At 62.2% G+C, this 21,187-nt stretch carries 15 protein-coding genes and 1 tRNA gene; 7 read left to right on the top strand and 9 right to left on the bottom strand.

The genetic code is table 11. The annotated features are described in order from the left end of the window. The first annotated feature begins 41 nt into the window (after window positions 1–41). On the top strand, window positions 42–725 hold the full coding sequence (locus tag ACYHH6_RS22440; RefSeq protein WP_352586102.1) for a phosphoglycolate phosphatase: 684 nt from the start codon (window positions 42–44) through the stop codon (window positions 723–725). Window positions 726–853: 128 nt separating this feature from the next. Beyond that, window positions 854–928 (top strand) — tRNA-Val (locus ACYHH6_RS22435). A 72-nt stretch (window positions 929–1,000) separates the two neighbouring features. Here ACYHH6_RS22435 and ACYHH6_RS22430 read toward each other — a convergent pair. From ACYHH6_RS22430 to ACYHH6_RS22405, 6 genes are all read right to left on the bottom strand, one after another. Further along, window positions 1,001–1,474 carry a hypothetical protein gene (locus ACYHH6_RS22430; protein ID WP_352586103.1) on the bottom strand — a complete coding sequence of 158 codons (474 nt, stop codon included), beginning with the start codon at window positions 1,472–1,474 and terminating at the stop codon, window positions 1,001–1,003. 379 nt (window positions 1,475–1,853) lie between these two features. Next, window positions 1,854–2,288 carry a hypothetical protein gene (locus ACYHH6_RS22425; RefSeq protein WP_352586104.1) on the bottom strand — a complete coding sequence of 145 codons (435 nt, stop codon included), beginning with the start codon at window positions 2,286–2,288 and terminating at the stop codon, window positions 1,854–1,856. 105 nt (window positions 2,289–2,393) lie between these two features. Beyond that, the gene (locus ACYHH6_RS22420; protein ID WP_352586105.1) at window positions 2,394–5,057 is read right to left on the bottom strand and encodes a DNA/RNA non-specific endonuclease; all 2,664 of its coding nucleotides are present in this window, start codon (window positions 5,055–5,057) and stop codon (window positions 2,394–2,396) included. Next, window positions 5,054–6,184: a hypothetical protein gene (locus ACYHH6_RS22415; RefSeq protein WP_352586106.1), complete on the bottom strand. Its 1,131-nt coding sequence runs from the start codon at window positions 6,182–6,184 to the stop codon at window positions 5,054–5,056. The genes ACYHH6_RS22420 and ACYHH6_RS22415 overlap by 4 nt, the downstream gene beginning before the upstream one ends. Window positions 6,185–6,476: 292 nt before the next feature. Then, on the bottom strand, window positions 6,477–7,454 hold the full coding sequence (locus ACYHH6_RS22410) for a trypsin-like peptidase domain-containing protein (RefSeq protein WP_352586107.1): 978 nt from the start codon (window positions 7,452–7,454) through the stop codon (window positions 6,477–6,479). 9 nt (window positions 7,455–7,463) lie between these two features. Beyond that, the gene (locus ACYHH6_RS22405; protein ID WP_352586108.1) at window positions 7,464–9,734 is read right to left on the bottom strand and encodes a DNA/RNA non-specific endonuclease; all 2,271 of its coding nucleotides are present in this window, start codon (window positions 9,732–9,734) and stop codon (window positions 7,464–7,466) included. A gap of 540 nt (window positions 9,735–10,274) precedes the next feature. On the opposite strand from ACYHH6_RS22405, the gene ACYHH6_RS22400 reads away from it, so the two are divergent. Continuing rightward, window positions 10,275–10,961 (top strand): Crp/Fnr family transcriptional regulator, encoded by a 687-nt coding sequence (locus ACYHH6_RS22400; RefSeq protein ID WP_352586109.1) that lies wholly within the window; start codon window positions 10,275–10,277, stop codon window positions 10,959–10,961. Window positions 10,962–10,968: 7 nt separating this feature from the next. On the opposite strand, the gene ACYHH6_RS22395 is transcribed toward ACYHH6_RS22400, so the two are convergent. Next, window positions 10,969–15,276: a cytochrome P450 gene (locus ACYHH6_RS22395; RefSeq protein ID WP_352586110.1), complete on the bottom strand. Its 4,308-nt coding sequence runs from the start codon at window positions 15,274–15,276 to the stop codon at window positions 10,969–10,971. A gap of 129 nt (window positions 15,277–15,405) precedes the next feature. After that, window positions 15,406–17,178 carry an adenylate/guanylate cyclase domain-containing protein gene (locus ACYHH6_RS22390; protein ID WP_352586111.1) on the bottom strand — a complete coding sequence of 591 codons (1,773 nt, stop codon included), beginning with the start codon at window positions 17,176–17,178 and terminating at the stop codon, window positions 15,406–15,408. A gap of 329 nt (window positions 17,179–17,507) precedes the next feature. Here ACYHH6_RS22390 and ACYHH6_RS22385 point away from each other — a divergent pair, with 329 nt between their 5' ends. The 4 genes from ACYHH6_RS22385 (at window position 17,508) to ACYHH6_RS22370 (ending at window position 19,154) form a co-directional block, all read left to right on the top strand. After that, entirely contained in the window at window positions 17,508–17,768 is a 261-nt protein-coding gene (locus tag ACYHH6_RS22385; protein WP_352586112.1) for a PepSY domain-containing protein, read from the top strand. A 72-nt stretch (window positions 17,769–17,840) separates the two neighbouring features. Beyond that, window positions 17,841–18,320 (top strand): lysozyme inhibitor LprI family protein, encoded by a 480-nt coding sequence (locus tag ACYHH6_RS22380; RefSeq protein ID WP_352586113.1) that lies wholly within the window; start codon window positions 17,841–17,843, stop codon window positions 18,318–18,320. Window positions 18,321–18,457: 137 nt separating this feature from the next. Further along, on the top strand, window positions 18,458–18,592 hold the full coding sequence (locus ACYHH6_RS22375) for a hypothetical protein (protein WP_352586114.1): 135 nt from the start codon (window positions 18,458–18,460) through the stop codon (window positions 18,590–18,592). 91 nt (window positions 18,593–18,683) lie between these two features. Then, entirely contained in the window at window positions 18,684–19,154 is a 471-nt protein-coding gene (locus tag ACYHH6_RS22370) for a hypothetical protein (RefSeq protein ID WP_352586115.1), read from the top strand. Between the two features lie 97 nt (window positions 19,155–19,251). On the opposite strand, the gene ACYHH6_RS22365 is transcribed toward ACYHH6_RS22370, so the two are convergent. Continuing rightward, entirely contained in the window at window positions 19,252–21,129 is a 1,878-nt protein-coding gene (locus ACYHH6_RS22365) for a L,D-transpeptidase family protein (protein WP_352586116.1), read from the bottom strand. Between the last annotated feature and the right edge of the window lie 58 nt (window positions 21,130–21,187).

The following is a 21,187-nucleotide window of genomic DNA, read 5'->3' as shown; positions in this document are numbered from 1 at the left end:
GGCTATCGCCTGCCGACAAAACAATCGCCACAGGACAGGCCATGACCAGACCGATCATCGTGTTCGACCTCGACGGGACGCTGGTCGACACGGCGCCGGACCTGCTCGACAGCCTCAACCACAGCCTTGCCGCCAGCGAGCTCGCCGCTGTCGACGAGGCCGGCTTCCGGCGCTTTGTCGGCCATGGCGGGCGGGTGATGATCGAGCGCGCGCATACCGCGCAGCAGAAGTCGCTGGCAGTGGAAGAGCACGACCGGCTGCTGAAGCTGTTCCTTGACCACTACACGCTCAACATTCCCGGCAAATCGCGCCCCTACCCCGGCGTGGTCGAAGCGATCGCCCGCTTCGAGAAGGCCGGCTATCTGCTCGCCATCTGCACCAACAAATATGAGGGCAATTCGAAAGCGCTGATCGAAGCGCTCGGCCTGACAAAGCATTTCGCCGCGATTGCCGGCCAGGACACGTTCGCCTTCCGCAAGCCCGACCCCCGGCATCTAACCGAAACCATCCGGCTCGCCGGCGGCGATCCGCATCGCTCGCTGATGATCGGCGATTCGCAGACCGACATCGACACCGCCAAGGCCGCCGGCATTCCGGTGGTCGCCGTCGATTTCGGCTATACCGACCGGCATGTCAGAGAGTTCGAGCCGTCGGCTGTCATTTCGCATTTCGACGCGCTGACGCTCGACCTAGCGGAACGGCTGATTGCAGCGGCAAGCGGCTGAGCGAAACAGGCGATTGCGCGGCTGCCCCTGCCCTCGCCTATTTCCGGCATAGAAGGCCAGCGCATCGCCTTGACTTCAACGGCCTGCCTCCCTTATATCGCGGCTCGCTTGGCCTTCGGGCAACGAGCGGGCGATTAGCTCAGCGGGAGAGCACACCCTTCACACGGGTGGGGTCGCAGGTTCAATCCCTGCATCGCCCACCATTTTTTCGTGGAAATCCCATCATATTTGCTCTTCGGCGAGGTTGTCGGCTTCGGCCACTCGGGACCGGATACTCAATACCGTGGCCTTTTGTCGGATACCACGACCAGCCTCCCTCCAACATACTGGCAGCGTTTGCAGACAAGCTTCGACGCCAGCCGCTTTTCGGTGATGAAATCGTAGTGCGTGCCGTAGGTCTCGATTAGACCATCGAGATCGAGCGAGCGTAGATGACCGCATCGGGGATTGCCGCAATATACGCTGAGGCCCATGCCTTGATCGCGAAGCTCGCCAAGCTTTGCGGGCTGAGCGATCGACAGAACAATAGCTGCCGGGTCCGCCGGATTTGCCACCACCACGAGGATAGGTCTTCGAACCGCTGCCCGATCAATGGCTCCGATTGCCTGGACCGCCTTATCTTGGGCGACGCCGATGAGGGAATCGATCTCTTCCATCGCCGCAGTATGGCCGCAGACAAACAGGGCCCTTCGCAGCACGTGCAGCGCATCTCTCGTTTCGCAAAGTGTCGTCCGGAGGGTGAGAGGCATTTCGCGCTCAATTCTTCATGTAGCTGTCGGGAAGACATTCGGCTTCAAGTGCCGCTGCTATGAAGGCTCGGTGAACGTCCCTTGTGCTGCAGCACCCCGTCCGTTCCCCCACCAAGGCAGCAAGCGCGGCCAGAAACAGTGGGCCATCGGATGGCCAGTCGTTCGCCAAAGCGTCGGCCATTTGAGGCAGCGTAGCAAGGACTGAGATCGTGCCGTCCCTGTTCGCGATCGGGATCCCCGAAAACATGTTAGGCTGGCTGTTTGTCACCGCATAGCTCCCGCTGGGGCGGGAGAATGTTATGCTCTCTCAAGCACCAGCGCCCGTACAATGGCTGATGACAAAGCTATTTGAGCACTTAAATAAGTCCATGTCCATTAACTATGACGTACAAGACGAGCGATATTCGAAATTTAATATCAGGTCGTATTTACTTGATCTGGCGTCTGCTCGCGTCGAGTGACTCGGCTCATCGCTCCAGCATCGGAGAAAATCCCGCAAGCGGTATCTATCACTGCGGCACGAGGCTTGAGTCTGGACTGCCTCAGCAACTACAACTCGCCCCTCGCCACCAAGATTCTTCTGGGCGAAATTCAGGGCGCTTGAGTAGCTCGTATAGCTCTGGAACTGGCAGACATTGGAGCTGCGGCGCACTTTCATCTGTTCGAGATCCCAGAACGAGACCTCGATGCGGTCGTCGGCGCAATAGACCGTGTATTTTTCAGACTCCAGCGCGCGCGCCTTCTCAAGCGGGATGGAGACGGCAGGAATGGAAAGCGCGGAAAGTGCAAGCATGACGGCGTGGCGCGCGCGCATGGAAAACCCCAGAGTGAAAACAGCCCGTAGTATCGCCGCTGTTTTGAAGCGGTGCATCGGCTTTTTGACGAACCGCTTTTTTTCGGCTGCCGGCTTTCGGTGCCGCTATATGCTGATCCAGATTTCCAGCGTGTTGGCGCGGATGACGGGCACCGCACGCGCGGTTACCGTCTGGCCGGCGGCGGTGAGGTCGGCAGCCAGCAGTTCGGCGGCACGGCGGTCGGCTTCGGTGTCGGGATTGTAGCGAACCTCGTTCTTGCCGGCGGCAGCCGCCACTCGCTCTTCTCCGGGCGTCGGAATGCCCCAGCCCAAGGCGCGCATCTTGGCGGAGAGCGCCTGGGCGTCTTCGCGCGTCATGCCGGCGAACTGGACGTAAACCGTCTGCGGGCGCCGCTGGATGTGCAGCCGGTCCTTCAATGTGTTGAGCGCGTTACGGTCCTGGTCGCCGATGATCGCCTGGCCGTCGGCTGCGGATGTATCGAGATCCGCGACGGCGCGGCGCGCGGCGGCGAACACAGGCAGCCAGTCCGGGCGGTTCCACAGGTCCGGCGGAACACTGAGCAAGGTTTCAAGCACGTTTCTGCGCCCGGCAGGCGTCAGTCCGGTCATGCTTTGGAGGCCGGCCATCTCGACGAGAGCCGCCACGATCTTGCGCCGTTCGGGCACCGGCAGGTCCGGATTGCCGAGGACGGCAATCAGTCCACCGCGCAGCGCATCGCTGGCGCCGTCGGCGCTGTCGAGCAGTTTGACACGCCCCGCCAACGCGTCTGCTGCAGTTCCGTTCGGGCCGGGATTCTTCACCGAATCCGTCCATTCGATGAGCGTGCCGAAATTGAGGCTGGTGCGTTTTTCAAGCTCGGCAACCGGGAGCCGGTATCTCTCGGGATCGAACGCGCCCGTAGCGTCGGCCGGAATGAAGAACGCGTCGACGACGAATTCCGGCTCTGTGATTTCTCCCTTTACGGCAGCCGGCACGGAAGAGACGGCGAGTTTCCAATAGGCATAAGGGACCGGCACACCGTCGACCGGCTGGTCGGCGGGTCGGAAAACGGGACCGCTGAAAATGGTCACACGATTGGCCAGTGGGTTATGCTGCGAGCGCACCCAGCTTTCGAGCGGCAGCCACTGGCCGCCGTAGAAAGCACGCGGCTGCGGCATCGTGTTTGGCAGGAAAGAGGCATACTGCGCTAGCTTGAGCGCCGCGGTTGCCGAATCACCGGCGAACTCGGGACCCCAGGCGATGTCGCTGGCACTTGCGAATCGCGCCGCTAGCCAGGGCCGGTCCGCGCGAAAGTACCAGCTGGGACGAGGCTGGTAGTCGACCGGCAATCGGCTGTCGGGTTTCAGTCTGCTGGCGGTGACTTGCAGGGGCAACCTTTGCGGCCGATCCAGGTTGACCGCCGAATAGATGGCCATGCGGTGACTTCGGCCCATAACCAGCGAGTAGTTGATGTAGTCCAGCGGCGGCGCCACGGCGTCGCTTCTCAGCTCGCCGGTTATCCTGGGCAAGCCGATCGTGGCCCCGATGAAATCGACCTTGTATCCCGAAAGAACGTTGGGCTGCTTGTCGATATCTGTGCCGAGCAGCGGTTCAAGCGCTGTCCGTAGCGGCGGCGGCAACTGCTCGAGAGTGATCTCGCCGCTTTTGACCTGGCCGGCCAGTTCGACCAGCACCCCTTGTTGCAAATCTTGCGACAACTTGTCCAGGGACACATTGCCCAGTTTGAGTTGTTCGACCACAAGCACGATCGCGGACCGCAAGATAACCTGCGTGGCTTGCAGCTCGGCGAGCCTTTTGTCGGCGTCTTTCGCTTTGTCCAGGGCAGCGTCGCGCGCTTGCACGGCTTGGTCGCGTGCGCTTGTTGCCTCTTTAAGGGCAGCGCTAAGATCATCGTTGAGCCTCCTGATCTCGTTCGCCTTCTGCAAGGCCTGCTCGCGCGCAAGGAAGGCTTCTTCCCTTTGGTAAAAAGCGACAGGGGTCATTACCGAGAGGAATATTGTCAGGGTGGCGAACAGAGCGATCAGCCGGTTCTGGATGCGATCGCGCCGCTCCTGGCTGTCCGTCTCGGCCTTGGCGCTTGCCTCGACGAACTCGGCAATGTCGGGCCCCTGCGGCAGCTCCGACGCCTCCTTCAGCGCTTCGCCACGCAGGAGATAGCCGGCGTAGCCGGTGTTCTTCCATTGCCGCGCCTGGGCGGCCACGCGGATGCGAAAGCGCTCGGTCAGCTCGTCCGAACTCAGTTCGTCGTCGGACGCGAAGCCGTCGCCGGATTGGGCACTGTCCTTGGTCGCGACGCCCACCGATTCAGGAACGGCAATGGCGACCGCTCCGAGATCGGTGATTTCACGCGATGCGGGTTCGGAGTCGACTGCGACGGCGACCGGTTCGGCCGTTTCGAGGCCGCCTGCGAAGGCAGCGAGACGCGCCGGACTGACATCGGCGGAGGTGATGCCGGGGCGCGTGACCAATTCTGCCGACCAATAGTCGAGGATGCGCTGCGCCGCGCGGCGGTCGGATTCGCGCGCAATGGTGCTGCCCGCACGCCGCGCCCTGGCCAGGAAGTCGCGGATGGTCCGGGCATCGGGAGCCGTATTGTCGATGCTGGCTTCCGTCGTTTCGGCGCCGGCCTTGTCGCTGCGCTTCATTGAGGGATCGCCCGCTTCGTTGGCGCTGGCGATGCGCATCAGCTCGAGATGCGCGATACGGATGTCGCTCAGCGAGACAAACTCGGCCGAGGTTTCGGTGCCTGCCACTGTTTCTTCGCTCATGACCCAAGGTCCTCAATGATCTTGTGCAAAGGCGTGCTGACGCGGACGATCGAGGCGCATTCCGTTTTCAGCGCCAGATCGACCTGAACGAAGCGTTGCTGGGCCTCGTCCCGATAGGCTTCGAAGGCAAGGATGAAGGCGGTGTCGACGGTCTCGCGCGACAGCTGGTCGTTGACGTCGGTGGAGTAGTCGGCGAGCGTCGTTCGCCACTGCCCGTTCGGGTCGAGATCGGCAAGAACCTTGACCTTCACTTCCAGGTTCCGCCACAGCGGCGAAAACTGGAACGGCAGCGACTTGTCCGCCGCAGCGCCCCCTTCTATCGGCTCGATCATGTCGGTGAGGCTGGCCAGCTTGTTGTCGACGTCCTGCCAGAGTTTATGCTCGACGACGCGCGCATAGATGGTCGACGACAGCACCATGATCGCGTCATGCGCGGCCTTTATCAAAGGAACATCCGGGTCGCCTGCTGGAAGTTTGCCGGCTATCGTGTCGAGACCGGTGGCCAGAAGTCCGAAAGGCAAATTCTTCGCGGTGACGAAAATCTGCTGGTTGAGCCGCGAAGGCACGACGCGCAGCACGGTGCGTACGTCGAACAGGGCGTCGTAGGCGTCAGGGGACTTGTCATCGATTGCGCCCTGCAACTTGCTCGCCGCCGCCTTCAAATCGTCGAGCCATGCCTGCTCGATATCGTGAAGCGCCGGCCCTGCCGGCAAAGCGGTGACCGACTCTCCGATCGAGACACAAAAGAGCTTCAATATTTTGAGGAAGTTGCGCAGGACGCGGACCTGTTCGAGGGAGGCGCCCATGTCGCGCGCGGCGATCAGCAGGGTCTGGAAGCTGCCGATGCCATATTGGAAGCTCTGCAGGTGGTCATGCAGATTCTTGTAGGTCTTGAGGACATCGATCTGGCTGGTGACGGTGGTGAGGCCATCGCCAGCGGCGAGTTGCGCCTGAATGTCCTTGGGCTGCTGGTTGACGGCGTTGAAGCCTGCAAGCGCGGTGTTGACCCGGTCGTCGGTCGTCAGGCCGGGCAACTCGGCCGTCGGTTTCTGGCCTGCGGCGAGTTCGTCCAGATAGGTCTTGAACAGGGCCGCGCACTGCGGATTTTGCGCCACGACGGCAGTCATAAGCGCCTGCGACAGTTTGTTGGTCAACGCATAGTCAAGGATGTTGAACCAGACTGTAAGCGCAGCCCCCTGGAGATTGATGGCGCCAGCGACGATCCCAGCGTCCTTGGTTACCTGCAACCAATCGGGAGGCAATGGGTAGAGATCAGCCAGTTGAAGCCTGAGGTCGAAATAGGCGCTGATCTCTGAACTCCGTGGTGTTTGGTGGCGTTATAAACCGTCACATCCGAAAGAATTTACATGCCGTAGTCCCAAATCGCCGCGCATCGCGCTGCGCCATCGGTCTCACCATCTAAACAGGCTTGGCCGCGAGGTCCTGGATGATGGTGTCGATCGCGATGCCCTCGTTGCGGTAGTACGTGCTCTTGGTAGCCGCGTTGGGCTCGGTGAGCCAGCCGCCGCTGTGATGCAGCGCAATCAGATTCCAGTCGGTGTCGAAGACTGGCGAGCCCGACGAGCCCGGCAGCGTGTCGGTGAGATATTGAACGCGGCCGCCGCCGACGAAGGCCACGACATTGGCCACGAATGAAATCTGTTTTTGCGCGCCGCCCGGGTGCTGAATGATGTTGACACGGTCGCCGACCTTGACGGTCATGGGCTTCATGTCCAGCTCGCCCCATTTGGAGGCGTCGCCCTTGACGCGGACGGCCGACCAGTCATTATCCTTGGAGGTGCGAAGCGGCACGGCGGTGTCGATGCTGAATTCCTCGAATGGCGCGTCGAGCCCGGCGACAGTCCGCTGATAATTGAACTGGACCACGGCGCCCACCATGGAAGCATCGTCGGGCAACACGTGGTTGTTGGTGATCAGGATCCCGCCGGCGGTCATGAAGCCGGTGCCGGAACTGCCATCGGCACGCTTGATGCGCACCACCGATTTCGCCCTGATAACGCCGAGTTCAAGATAACTGATTGGCACCAGCGTGCTTTTGTCACCGAGGATCTTTTCGAGTTGGCCCGGCGCGCCGCTCCACTTGGTGGTAGCGGGCCCTTCGACCGGTGGCGGCGGGGCATGCTGCTTTGCCTGCAGCAATGCCTCGTCGCCGGGATTCTCATCCAGCGCAAAGGCGATGAGAGTGTCGACTTTGGTCTCCTGTTTTGCGCGCTGGACAATGGCGAACCAATTGTTGATCGCCTTGTTGTCAAAGGCGATCTGGGCCGTCGACAGCCCAACGCCTTTGGCAACGCGCACGCCGTCGCCGATCATCGGGTAGAGATTGGCGAGGATCCGGTTGAGGCTGGTCAGCTCGGATTGCGTCCATTCGGTCATTGGACGTCTCTAGCCCTTCTTCTTTCGCTTCCGCGACCCGGCCCGCATGGCAATCTCGGCACCGCGCACCGTGTCGTACTGATCGGCGTCGATCAGCGATTGGTCGAAGCTGACGCCGGTCATTTCGGAGATTTCGGTCAGCGGGTACATGGCGCCGATGAATTCTTCGGCGACAGTGAACTCCAGCTCCGTGTCGGTGAGGTCCTGTTCGAGCACAAAGCCGTAGCTGGCAAGCCCGTCACTGACGCGGGCCACGACCACCTTCCAAAAGCGGCGCGGCACGAGCGCACGAAGACTGGTGCCTCTGGGCCCCTTGCCGGCAAAGGTCCGGTCGTCTTCGGCCAGGACAGGGCCGGCGAAGACGCAAAGTCGTTCGCTGGCCGCCTCGGACAAGACATGGTTCTCGAGATCGCCCCAATTCTTCTCGCCGCTGTCGGAGCGGTTGTAGCCTTCGACCTGGGGCGAGCAGTTGGTGACGTGGAAGGAGCAGACATTGCCCCTCAGCAGAAGTTCGAAGGTGCTGCCCCAGGCCACATCATCACGCCTGACGATATGGCCCTTGTCGAAGGCGCCCTGATCCTTGACATAGAAGACATCGGGGATCTGGTACTTGTCGTCGAGCCGCAGATCCGGGAACCAGCGCTCGCTGAACAGGCCGCCGCGCGAATAGTTGCGGCCCTTTTCCGGTTCGCGCAGATTGCTCTCCTCGGTGACGTTGGAGGCGGTGAACAGGGCCAGCCGCCGCTTGGCGTGCATATTGAGCGAGAAGTTCTGGTAGTCGAGCCGCGTGCCGCCGGCCTTGAGCGGCGCCAGAACGGACGGGTCGGTGGCCTCCGGCATCGGCACCACGACCGGCGCGAGCTTGGTGCCGCCGGAGAGGAATTTTTCGTCGTAGCCTTCGTAGCCGTCATAGTCGGCGACCGATTTGGGAACGAACGCGCCGCCGGGGGGCGTCGGTTTGGCCGCTTCGAGCTCTACCGATTCCGTAACCGCTTCATGGCCAGGAGTTGCGCCGAGCGAGATTGTGATCCGCAACGGCACTTCGAAGGTGACACTGCCGCCGGGCGAAACGACGACGCCTCCGCCGGTGGGTGGCGGCGCCTGGGTGACGACACCCGGGATCCGCTTTACGCCGCCGACCTCGACCAGGTTTACGCCCTCGGCCGGCGAGGCGCTGTCGGCCTTGTTCCACCAGGCGCCCCAATCGTTGGGGCCACCGCTGGCGCCGCCGGCGAAGTTGAGGCCGAGGTCGACGACGCGTTGGTCCTTGGCCAGCGCGCCGGTGGGCACGGCGTAGTTGCGCTCGAGATAGCGGCCGGCGAAATGCAGCGCCACGACCTCGCCGGTGGCGAGGTTGATCATGGCGGTACCGGAGTTGCCGCCAGTCGTCGAACAATCATGTGTGGCCGCGTTGACGATCTTGCCGAAACTCTCGGTGCCGAGGCCGCCCTGCAGCATGCCCGGCTGCAGGCGCTTGACCTGGAAGCGGTTGCGCATGAGGTCGTTCTGGACATCGACCGCGTTGCGGTTGTCGAACGCCGGATAGCCGATGGCGACAACTTCCTGACGCAGCATGTCGCGCGCGTCGGCGACCGCGAGCGACAGCGGCGTGACGTTGTCGGGCAGGCCATCGACTTCGAGGATTGCCATGTCCCAATAGGGATGGATCATCCGGACATTGCGGATCTTGAAGACATTTCCCGCGGCCGAATCGCGCTTGAAGTCGATGCCGGCGGCACGGCCGTTGATGAACTGCAGATTGCGGTCACCGAGGCCTGCGGCGAAGATCTGCGCAACATGACGGTTGGTCATCAAGAGGTTGCGCCCGACGACACAGCCGGTGCCGCCATAGGGGATGTTGGTGTTCCACAACAGTTCGATGCGCCCGATCGCCGGCAGGGCGGCTTCGATGCGCTGCTTCAGTGCGGCCTCGCTGGTCAGCTTCGTCCACAGCGAATGGCCCGGTGTCGGAGCGCCGTCGAAAGTCAGCGTCGTGAAGGTTCCATCCTTGATGTCGTAGACCGGCCGCAGCTCCGGGATGATTATGGCTTCCAGATCGGCAAGCTGGTCGGGCGCGACTTCGGCCCCTCGCGCCAAATTCTCCGCACCCGCGCGCGCAGATTCAAACGCCGCTTCCGTCCTGCCGCCGTCCGTGGGCGCAAGGGATTCCAAGGCGCCACCGGCCATCGTCTCCATGTTGGCGAGGACCGATTCAGTCCCCTCGCCCCCGGTGACGAGATCGAGATATTGACGGATACGCTGCTCTCTGCTGACCGGCATGGTCGCCCCTCGCCCAAAGGTTCTGCCAAAGTAAAGAACTGTATTGCCCCATTTTAGACTGGCGCAATTCTGGCTGGCACGCAAGGAAACAAATCAACGCGCGTCTAATATGACTGAGGCGTGACGCTGGCATGTCTCTTCGCCCGCAGTCGCTCGCGCGATGCATGACGCTCGCATTATTTTAGGCCCGCCGTATGTGATCTCGATCACAGACGCTCACGCTGCTTGCGCCCACCAATCGCAGCGGCGGAAACAGGCATTGCGGCTCATGCCGCCTTTTCGCGGTTTCGACAGTTCTGCAAGGATTAGCAGGCACCAGGAATTTTCATCACCTAACTCTTTTCATCAGTTGCCGTCTGGACGCCTCCGGCTCCTCCCGCCGGGCGTGCAGACGGCTTTCCGCCTGGCGCAAGCCAGCATTGGGCGCAACAACCGCTCAACGCCTTTAGAAGGCGTAATGGCAAAGAGATGAACACCGGGCTTTGATGCGATGCACTCTTGCCGTAAACTTTGGTGATTGCGGCAATTGGGAAGTTCAACATGGCTTTTGGCGGCGCGAACGACAGAAACGATCTGCCGCGCCTGGCACGCATCGATCCAAAGCTGTTCGATATTCTTTTCAGCGGTTGCAAGGTCGAGCGCTACGCCGCCGGCCAGCATCTGTTCGTCCAGGAAGATGCCGCCGACCGCATCTATGGGGTGATGAGCGGCACGGTGGAAATCTCGATCTATTCGCCCGGCGGCCAGAAGCTGGTGGCCAATATCGAGCTTTCGCGCAGTCTTGTCGGCGAGATCGGCGCGCTCGACGGACGGCCCCGCACCGCCACCGCCATCTGTCTTACCGCGTGCGAGCTGGTCTCGTTGAGCAGGACACAACTCTTTGATCGCATTGAAAGAAATCCGCCACTGGCACGCGCGATGATCGAACTTCTGTGCGCCAGGCTGCGCTGGATCAGCGGCGAGCTCGGCGATCAGGCCTTTTTCGGTATCGAGGCAAGGCTTGCCAAGCGCCTGGTCTTCCTGGCCGAGGTGATGGCCGATAGCGCCGGCTGGATACCGATCTCGCAATCGGAACTCGGAGAGTTCCTGGGCGCCACGCGCGAGTCTGTCAACAAGACCCTCAATGACTGGCGCAGCCGGTCGTTCATCGCCATCAAGCGCGGCGGCCTGCGCATCACCGACACCGGCGCGCTGCGCCACATCGCCGAGTCGCAGGACAACGACTGACGTCGAATCAGAGCTGCGAAATCAGATAGCGCAACGCCGAGCGGCTGGGCATGAAGAAATACCCGCCCCCCTTGGTGGTGACGAATTGCGGCATGTCACGGAGCGTCGTTACTTTTTCCCATGACGGAATGGTGAACCTGCCATCGCCGTCGCGCGACCCAATCGTCGGGTCTTTTTCAGCGACGAGGCCTTGGAACGTGGCCGACGAAACCCAGGTTTGCTGGATGAATTCGTACTGGCGCTCGATGTCGGCGTTAAGGCACATGAAGAGCAATCCCTTTTCGACCTTGCCATTCTTGCCGTCCTGCTTCTGGTAGGTGCGGCCAACCCGCAGGATACGATGGCGCTTGCCGATATTGATCTGCGTATCGCGGTCCTCGCCCAGCGAATCGCGCGGGTTGGAGCGGCGTATGTGGGCACCAAGCGGGCAGCGATGGCCTTGCGGATCCTCCGCGCCAGTGGCGAAGTTGTTGTCGATGATGCGCCCCGGATGATCAGGGTTGCGCACCAGCGAGCTACCGTTCTGCCAGCGGCCGAGCATCTTGGCGGCAATCCAATCTTGAGTGATGGCTTGGTTGCCGAGTTGGCTCGCCACCAAGGCTGCAGCCTTTTTGCAGTAGTCGTTGAAGACGTCGACATGCTGTTCGAACTGGCGAATAACCAGGAATGAGCCGTTGCGGCCGAAATCGCGCGGCGGTGGCGGCAGGCCCGGAATCAGCCGGCTACGGCGCACCTGCGAAAGGATTCCGGTCCGATCGCGCGATGCGCTTACCGAGGGCGAGGCTGGATAGAACCCATGCTCGTCACGATAACCGAACAGGAACTCGCCGGGCGCGACCAGATGCATGGGCGCGGCGCCCCTGCTGGCGCGGGTCGTGCCGCGGACAATCGGCTGCGAAATCCCGTCCGCGAAACCGAAATGCTCGTAGGCTGGCCCACGTTCCGCCCGGTCGGATGATTTCGTATTCGTGTCGGTCGGCCCCCGATTTACGGCGAGCGGCAGTTCGGCGACGACCTGCATGCCCGCACCGGTCGTCTTTCGTTTCACGCTCGCAATCTCGGTCTTCAACCTTCCCGGTTCTTCAGCATAGCAGACGATGACCACGTCCACCGGGTTCTCCAACGACCCCCACTCCCATTCGTCCGGGCCGTCGCGGCCTCGGTCGTCCAGAATGCGCCCACGCTCGGGATTGCCCATGCCATGGCGAAAGGCGATCGGAAATGTCTCCAGTGGATCGTCCCCCACACTCTCGTCGAGCCCAAGCTGCCGCAGGCCATCGGGACCAAAGGCTACTATCATGGCTCGCCCGGCGGGCCTGCCTTCGCCGAAACTCGTCTGCTCGACAACGAAATCGAGCCAGGCTCTGCGCTTGGGCGCCGGCAACTTGTCCGGCACCCGGATCGCAAGCATATGCGAATAACCGAGAGGGCCGAGCGGGCCGAAGAAGATGGACTGGATCTCGCCGGTTTCCAGCTGCTGCTCGAGAGGTGCCGGAAAAGCAGAGCTGATATTGGCCAGCAGCGAGGTGGTCTTTTGAACGGTGGTTGTTTCGCTCGCCGGGCGCCGTAGCGAACCGAACAAGCTCAGCCAGTCGCGCGCCTCGTTGCCGACGGCGGAAGCAATGCCGCGCCTGATCCGGGAATTGATCCGGATGCGCGTTGTGTTGATTTGGGGATAGGCGGAGTACCAGAACAGTGTCGGCACCTGCTGGCGCCGCGCCCAGCGCTTGAAGCGATCGCCGTCGCGCGCGCCGTCAAGGAACAGCCATCGTGTACGTGGATAGCCTACGGCGTTGCTCCACACTCCGGTCAGGCCAGCGGATGCCTTGGCGATGAAGTCCTCAAGATAGCTTTCCCAGCTGCCCCCGTAGTTGGAGAAGAACATCAATCGGTTGGAGCCGGGCAGCAGTATCCAGCGGGCAAAATGGATAGTGTTGATGGTGTTGAGGAAGCCTGGCTTGAACACCTTCTGGGCAGCTATCGAGATCAGGTAGAAGGAAAACCTGAGCGCGAGCCGCCGCAAAATGCCAGCCTTCATCGTGGAAATCGCGGTCAGATGGTTCTGCGCTGCGTGGTCCTCCTTGACGATTATCGCGTTCAATTCAGATATGCCAATCGATGTGCTTTCCGGCTGATCGCTGTCCTCGCGCCGTCGCAGCGCCAGCAAGCACGAAAACACCAGCAGCGCCGCTGCCACCAACACTCCAAGTCCCGACAACAGAAGTGAAGTGATTGCTACGGCTATGGCGGTGAAGGAGATTTCCTGGGAACTGATGTCGATAGATCTGCCGAACACCACACTGTAGGTCATGTACCAGCAAGCAGCCCAGATGATCGCCACTGTGACGAAGACCGGCGGTACCAGCAAGGTCGTCATCAGGGCACGGCCCCAATGGCCCGTCGGCTTTTCCAGCAGGCTTTCGGCCGGCTCGAACGCCCAGGCAAACGTCCCCAATGACTGAAGATGCTGGCGCGCTTCAGCGAGCACGGCGGGAGCGTTGCCGGTGCCTTTGCGTGGCCGCTCCACGATGCCGCGCACGGCTTCGAAAAGTTCTGCCTCGGCCATGATGCGCTGGACCGAGTGACCGGGCGTGCCCGAAAACACCAGTCCGGCATTGCTGCCGAAGGACGGCGAGATGTCGACATTGTGCTTGCGCAGGAAATCGTTCAAGGCACCGCCATCGCGCAGGTCGCAGACGTCCTTGAAGATTGGCCGCAGCCGGTGCCCGATGGCGTGCGTCACGGCATTGATGACATCGTCGATGCTGCCGTCGCCGGAAATCTCGAGAACCAGAGCTCCCTTTTCCTGGCCGGAATCAGCGTCCATCTCGCCCGTGCCGACAACCGCCAGGCTGGTGAAATGGATGGTGCCGACAATGTCGAGCGCGGTGCGGATCTCTTCGCCGGCCGGATTGCCGAGGCTGGCAACCTTGTCGCGCACAGCGTCCAGCGATCCGGACCCGGTGACCGGGCAGACCACCGTCACCATCGACTGGGTGACCGTGCGGCAGAGTGCTGCCGGTTCGAAATCGACCTTGAGGGTTTCGGGATAAGCGCCGATGTGCGTCATCCGCCCAGCCTTGCCCGACATGCGGCGCAGGTTCTGCTTCTGGAACAAGGCGCGCAGGCTTTCGCCGATCTGGATCCTGGCGATCTCGGCGCCGATGCACTGATGGATGCCGTGGCCGAAGACCATGTAGTCGCGATGCGGGCGCGATGTATCGAACTGCTCCGGGTTCTGCACGGCGTCTGCATCGAACATCGCCGACAGCGTAGCCGGCATCACCACGGTGCCCGCCTTGACGAGGCGCTCGCGTCGCGTGCCCTTGCCGATGATCGCGTCGCGTGCGGTGTAGCGCCACGGGCCGATCCAGATCGGCTTGAAGCGCATGGCTTCAAGGACGGCCTTGTCGAGCTTGCCGGTGTCGTTTTCGGCAAGTGCGGCGTCGACGGCTTGCCGTGCATCGGGCCGCGACAGGATCACGTCGAGGCAATTGCCGCTGGCCAGAACATTGGTCGGGACGAAGCCTGCGATCATGCCCAGCATGATCGAGTTGAGGTCGTCCCGCGACAAGCGGCCCTGGTCCATCTGGGAAACCAGCCTCGCCAGCGGCTGCTCGGTCTTCAAGCCCCGGTCCCTGACCGACTGGATGGAGCGGTCGATGACTTTGAGAAGACGATCGCCCGCCACCACTGCGAGCTCGCGCATGACGGGGCTCGCCCCCGGGTCCGAAAAGAACAGCGCGCTGAGCGCGATCGACCAATCGGCGAATTCCGATTCGTCGTCGATCTCGATCCCGAAATAATCGCGGCAGATGTGCACCGGAACGAGCTTCAGCAATCCGGAGATCGCATCGAAACCGGGGCTGGCGCGCATCATTATCTCTTGCGAATGACGCGCGGCGATCGGCCTGACGACGGCTTCGACTTCGGCTGGCGGAAAGGCGCTCAGCACCGACGATTTCATGCGGCGGTAGTCGGCGCCGTCCTGCATGCCGAGGATGAAATTGGAGCCTCGCGCGAACTCGGTCATTTCCGGCCCGTACGGGGTCTGGAATTCGTCGCCGCGCTCCAATATGTCGCGGACATCGGCGTTCTTGGTGACGAGCAGAACCCCGAACAGTTTGCCGGTCGGGCGGAAGCGCCGCAAGAACGCCAACCACACGCGCGGATGATCTTCGACGATAAATTCGGCGATGCGCGCCAAAAGGCCCGTTTTGCGGATCCGGCCGAGATCGAAAGGCGGCATTTCCGATAGCGGTCGCTGGTTTTTCTGGGCCTCACGAATGCCGTCGAAATACTTCAGTTTGGTCATGCGCGTTCAAGCCCCCCGGCTGTCCACGTTATTGCGATGCCGGCCCTTCAACGCCTAGGTTTGCATCGGTTGTACGTATGTGAATTTTTTCACAGTTAATCCGTGTTCGGCCAGCATTGAACGCCATGCTCATTTGGCCAGTTGGAAATTGGCGACGAGGAACTCGTTCGCGGTCTTGTCGGTGAAGGGTATCCAGCGCACGCGCTCTTCGGAAAAATCGGGATGCCGGGTGGCGAAAATGGCCATCTCGCGCCGTGCCTGTTCCGGCCGGCCGCTGCGCATCAAGGCCCCAATTTTCAGGAACCTGGCATAGAAATAGCCCGGAGACAGGTTGAGCGAGCGGTCGGCGGCGGCGATCGCCGCCGGCCAGTTCTCGACGAAACTGTAGGCTGCCGTCAGTTCCCCCAGATTGTGGAAGCGGTAGAGGTCGAACGGGCTCAGTCGCTCGGTGTCGAGAAAGAACGGAATCGCCGACGCGGCATTGCCGAGCAGCAGCTGGGCGCTGCCCATGGCCGAGCGTGCGAAGGCAAAGCTCGGATTGATGTGGATCGCTTCCTCGAGATGGTCGACCGCCGATCGCGGTTCGCCTCGCATAATGTCGACGGCGCCGAGATGGGCGTGCGGACGGGCATCCAGGCTGTCCATCAGCAAGGCCTTGCGGGCAAACTGCTCGACTTTGTTCAAATCGTCGCTGTCGCCGAACCGCAGCCATGCCCGCCAGAAATACCACCACGCCAGTTCGTTGAGCACGGCGCTCGAATTGGGGTCCTCGCGGTAGGCCTTCTGGAAGAATTCCAGCGCCATTTCGGTGTCGCCGCGGGTGCGCCGGTTCATATGCCAGCGTCCGCGCCGGACCAACTGCCAGGTCTCCAGGCTTTCCCAGGGCACCTGGAAAGTGCGCGCTTGCTCCGCCCGGTCGACTTCCTTGTCGAGGATCGAAACGATCTCGGCGCCGATCTGGTCGCGCAGGTTGAAGATGTCGACCAGATCGCGATCGAAGCGCTGCGACCAGACCAGCCGCCCGTTGGACGCGTCCGCCAGTGAGGTGTTGAGGCGGATCTGGCCACCATTGCGCATCAGCGTGCCGCTGACGATGTAGCGCGCGCCGAGCGCGTTGCCGATCACCCGCGTGCCCAGCGTATCGTCGCGAAACTGGAAGCTGGAACCCTTGGCGATGACCGAGAGCCACTTGGTGTTGGAAAGACCGTAGATGATGTCCTCGGCAATGCCATCGGCCATATAGCCGATGTCGTGCTCGCCGCCATTGCCCTGAAAGGGCAGCACAGCGATCGCCGGCGGGCCCTTGGACGACAGTTTCTGCGGGGCGTTGACCTGAGGGATGGCTGCGAACGATACCGCCGGCGAGGATCCGTTGCCACTGCGCCCGGCGATCAGGACGCGCACCGGCAGGGCAATGTTCTTCAGCATGAATTCGCCGAGATCGGTGAATTCGGCCGCCGTCTTGTCCTTCACGTGGTGCCAGGTCGTCTCCGAAACGGCGAGACCGTCACCCGGCGCGAACTCCTGAATGCGAGCAGCGATGTTGACGTCGTCGCCGTACAGTTGCCCGCCACGCACGATGACGTCGCCGGTGTTGATGCCGGCGCGAAACGGCATGCGCATGTCGTCGGCGACCGAAGCGTTGAGCGCGACGATGCGGCCCTGGAAATCGAAGGCCGCGCGCAAAGCCTCGATCGGGTTGCCGAATTCGGCCATGATGCTGTCGCCGGCGTCGCCGAACGTGCGGCCGCCAAACGTGCCACAACTATCGGCGATGATGTCGCGCCGTTCCTCGAATGCCGCGACAGCGGACTCATCGTCGATGCCCATCAGCCGCGAGAACCCGACGGCATCGATAGAAATGATTGTCGCCAGCTGACGGGTGTAGTTCCGTACAGCCATGTTGGAGCCCCGGTCCCTTCTGGTTCTGGTCTAGCACAGGCGACGACCCGTTGCTGAAACGCTTCGCCGTGCGCTGAGAGAAGAAGATCCCGGCAGGTCTGGCGCGCCATGCCACCCTGCCAGGACCAGAAGTCTAGCAGGGTCTAGGCGAAAGCTCTACCACCATCGGGTTGTCCGGCGCAGGTCACGGCAGCGGCCATGGTTAGCCGCTGGTTACCGCAAATGCGTGGGGGAATTCGCCCCTTTGACCTCGTTTGCCGTGGGCGGAACAAATTGGCCTGCGAGCGAGTTTCCGGTGCGATCCATGCCAACATGAAATGAGGGCAATCATGCGATATCTTGTTTTGGCGACCGGCGCTGCACTTCTTCTCGCCGGCTCAACGGCCTTTGCCGCGGATGATGACAGGCCATTGCCGCCGCAGAATGCCCAGAAACTGTCGGCAATCATCGCCAAGGTCGAACAGCGCGATGGCTTCCTCTATGTCAAGGAAGTCGACTGGGACAAGGACGGCTACACCGTCACCTATTACACGGCCGACAAGGCGAAAGTCGAAATCACCTTCGATCCGGTGACCGCCGAACCAAAATAGCGCTGCTGCCACTTCGGCAATTCCTTGCAGCGGACTTTTTGCCTAGAGTGATGGGCAAACTGGTGCGTGAAAGTGGGGGCGGTCATGCTTTCTTCCAGCCGGGGTTCCAAATGGCTCGTGCCCGCCATTGCCTTGGCCTGCGCGATAATCTGCGGGACCGCAGCACGTGCCGAGGGGCCTTCCTTCGATTGCCGCAAAGCCAGCCTGCCGGCGGAGAAGGCAATCTGTGCCGATCCACAGCTTTCCGCCATCGACGCGCTGGTCGCGAAGGCCTTTACGGGTTTCGAACCGGCCTTTGGCGGCGACAAGCGCGAGATCGCACGTGCGCTGATCGCCGACAGGAATGCCTGCGGGCAGGACGCCGCGTGCATCGTCAGCGCCCAGAACAACGCCCTGCAGACCTACGGCAATGCGCCATCCTGGGTGCAGGACTACAACATCGCGCTGATCGGCAAGGAGGCGCTCGACATCGCTGCACGCCATCCGGGCAGCCCCGACCAGCCCCTGCCCTCGTCGATCGGCAATGCGCCTTCACCCACATCACGGCGCTGACGACGCGGCTCGGCGACGACCCGCTGGAAACCGCCAGTCCTGAAGCCGGCAGTCTGGCGCGATTCAGCAATGATGGTGCTGGCGTCTCCTATGAGCGTGAGCCTGGCCTCGCCAGTTCGAAGGTCGGCGACCCGGTCGTGATGTGCCTGATATCGATCCCGCGCGACTGCCCGGAGGGCGACGACCGCGGCCGGGTCTATTACGGCGTGGACCTGACCCTCAAGGGCACGTGGGCGCTGCCGGATTCGCAGCATATGTGCGGCGGCGCCTGAGGATTTGCCGCAAAGCACTGCTGGATGCACTCTTGCGCCGATAGGCCTTTGATGGCTGAGTGCGCGCAACGATTGCAGGGCACGGGGGTGCATGGCGGTGGTAAAGCACGTTTTGAAGCGCATCCTGATGATGTTAGCCGGCTTCTTCGTTTCGGTGCTGATCGGGTTGATCGCGGTGGTGGTGATCTACAGCGCGCTCGCCGCGTTGCCCAACGCGCCAGACTATTTCGGCGCCATGGGGGTGACACCCGTCGTGGTGCTTTTGTGGCCGCCGCTCGGCATGTTCGTCTATTTCCTGACGATCATCCTGACCGGTCTGCAGACGCTGATCTTCGCGCTGGTTGCCGAATTCTTCGCGCTGCGCAATTTCCTGGTCCACATGCTGTTTGGCGCTGCCGCTGCCGCAGCCGGCTTCTTCCTGATCTGGCCGGGTGCGGAAGAAGACACCCAACGCTGGGCCGATATCGGCATCATCGCTGCCGCAGGCCTGGTCGCGGGTCTCGTCTATTGGCTGATCGCCGGCCGTGACGCCGGCTTCCGGCGTCCGCTCATCCAGCGCTGATCGCACGAATCGCGCGACCGTCTATCTACTAAAACCTAAAGAAACCAAAGAGATAGGAATGGTTCCTCGTTTGGACGAACGAGGAACCATAGTGGGATCAGCTCGTCGGCGAACGCACCGCCTCGGTCGCGTCCAGTGCCTGCATCAGCCGCGTGTCGCGGTCGTAGACGTCGTTGAAATATTCGACGTTGCCGGACAGATCCGGCCAGGCGGTGAAGTACGCGACGTAGACGGGAATCTTGCGCGTCACGTCTTCGGTAGCATGGCCGTGCTTCAGCTTTTCGGCGATGTCGTCGACCGAGACGCCGAGCACCGCCGCCGCCATGCCGCGCGGGTCTTGCAGGCGAATACAGCCGTGGCTCAGCGCGCGCATGTCGCGCTGGAAGAACGATTTTTGCGGTGTGTCGTGCATGTAGATGGCGTGCTTGTTGGGGAAGAGGATCTTCAACTCGCCGAGCGCATTGGCTTCGCTCGGCTGCTGGCGCACGCTGTAGGGAATGTTGGCACCGTAGGCGCCCCAATTGACGGAGGACGAGGGAACCCGCCTGCCGCGCGAATCGGTCACCTCGTAGCCGGCACGGTCGAGATAGCCCGGATCGCCGCGCAGCCTGGGCAGCATCTCATTGACGATGATCGACTGTGGCACGCCCCAATAGGGATGGAAATCGACCTGCTTGATCTCCTTGAAGAAGAAGGCGGTCTGGTTGGTGGTCCGGCCGATGACGACACGGGTCTTCAGCTTCTCCTCGCCATTGTCGATATAGCTGGCAGTGAAGGCGGGCTGGTTGATGAAGACGCGCGGACTGCCGAGATCGGACGGCATCCAGCGCAGCTCTTCAAGTGCTACCTGCACCTTCTGGAGCCGGTCGGTCTTGGAGGCGCCGGCGAGCGAGGCGACGGTGCGCGGGCCGATGACGCCATCGCCCTTCATGCCGGCCTTCACCTGCACGGCCTTGATGACCGGCACCAGTTCGGGAACATAGATGTCGCTGGTGCCGAGCCGGGCCAGGATCTCGCCATAGGCGCCGCCCATTTCGTCGTCGAGATCGCGCGCGATCAGCGTCAGCAGCTTCGGCAGTTCGGCGCTGTTCTCGCCGGGCTTCAGCAACAGCTTGGGATCGACGACGATTTCGTTTTCGGCGCTGGCCTGCAGCGATTCCAGTTCGACGCGCAACGCCTGGTATTCCGCGTTCTGCGGATGCCGCGACTCGAGATAGGTGCGCACTTCCTGGGTGTGCGCCAGCGTCTTCAGCACGCCTTCCATGTCGACCGGCTTCGGCGGAAATTCATAGTAGCCGGTGATGCGGTTGGGATCGACGCGGCCGCTCTGCGCGTCATGGGCATAGCGCAGCACGCGCGCCGAAAGCGCCATCTCGAAGCGCACGAGTTCCTTCAGATGCGCGTCGGCATCGACCGCCGATGCGTTGGCAGCAGGAACTTCGACGGTGTAGTCGGCAGGCGTCAAGCCATAGCTCGCCGCCTCGCCCAGCACCCGTACCGCATCCTTGGCGCGGGCATTGGGGCCTGCGTCGGCTACCCAGATGAAGTCCGGATTGGCCGAGTAGTAAGCGATCAGCGCCTTGGCGACGTCCGGCTCGGCATAAAGTTCGTAGTCGCTGAGGCCTGCAACCGCTTCGCGGAAGGCGATGCTTGTTGCTGACGGCACAAAGGCAGCGTCCTGAGCTGTGGCCACCTGGGGCGGTGCCGCCACCAATGTGGTGAAGTCGACGCGTACCAGCCGGTCGGCCTTGTAGGAGTAGTAGCTCGGGCTGCTGATTTTGGTACCACCGCCCGATACTGCGGGCTTCGGCTTGCGCTTCGGCGGTGGTGGGAACTCGCCCTGCGGATCGTGCCTGACGCCGCCGCCGAACAGCATGTCGAACAGCCCCTGCGCGCCTGCCTGCGGTACACCGAAGGCCAGCGTTGCCGCAACCGCAAGCGGCATCACAGTGGCTTTATATCCGAGGAATTTCATTAATCACACGCTCCGGCTGCAAGCCGGCTCCCGTTCCGCGCCGCTAGACGATCTTGCC

The sequence above is a fragment of the Mesorhizobium sp. P171375 genome (genome assembly GCF_057786075.1).
Note: the sequence above shows the minus strand (reverse complement) of the source record. Positions and strands in the feature narration are given on the sequence as shown.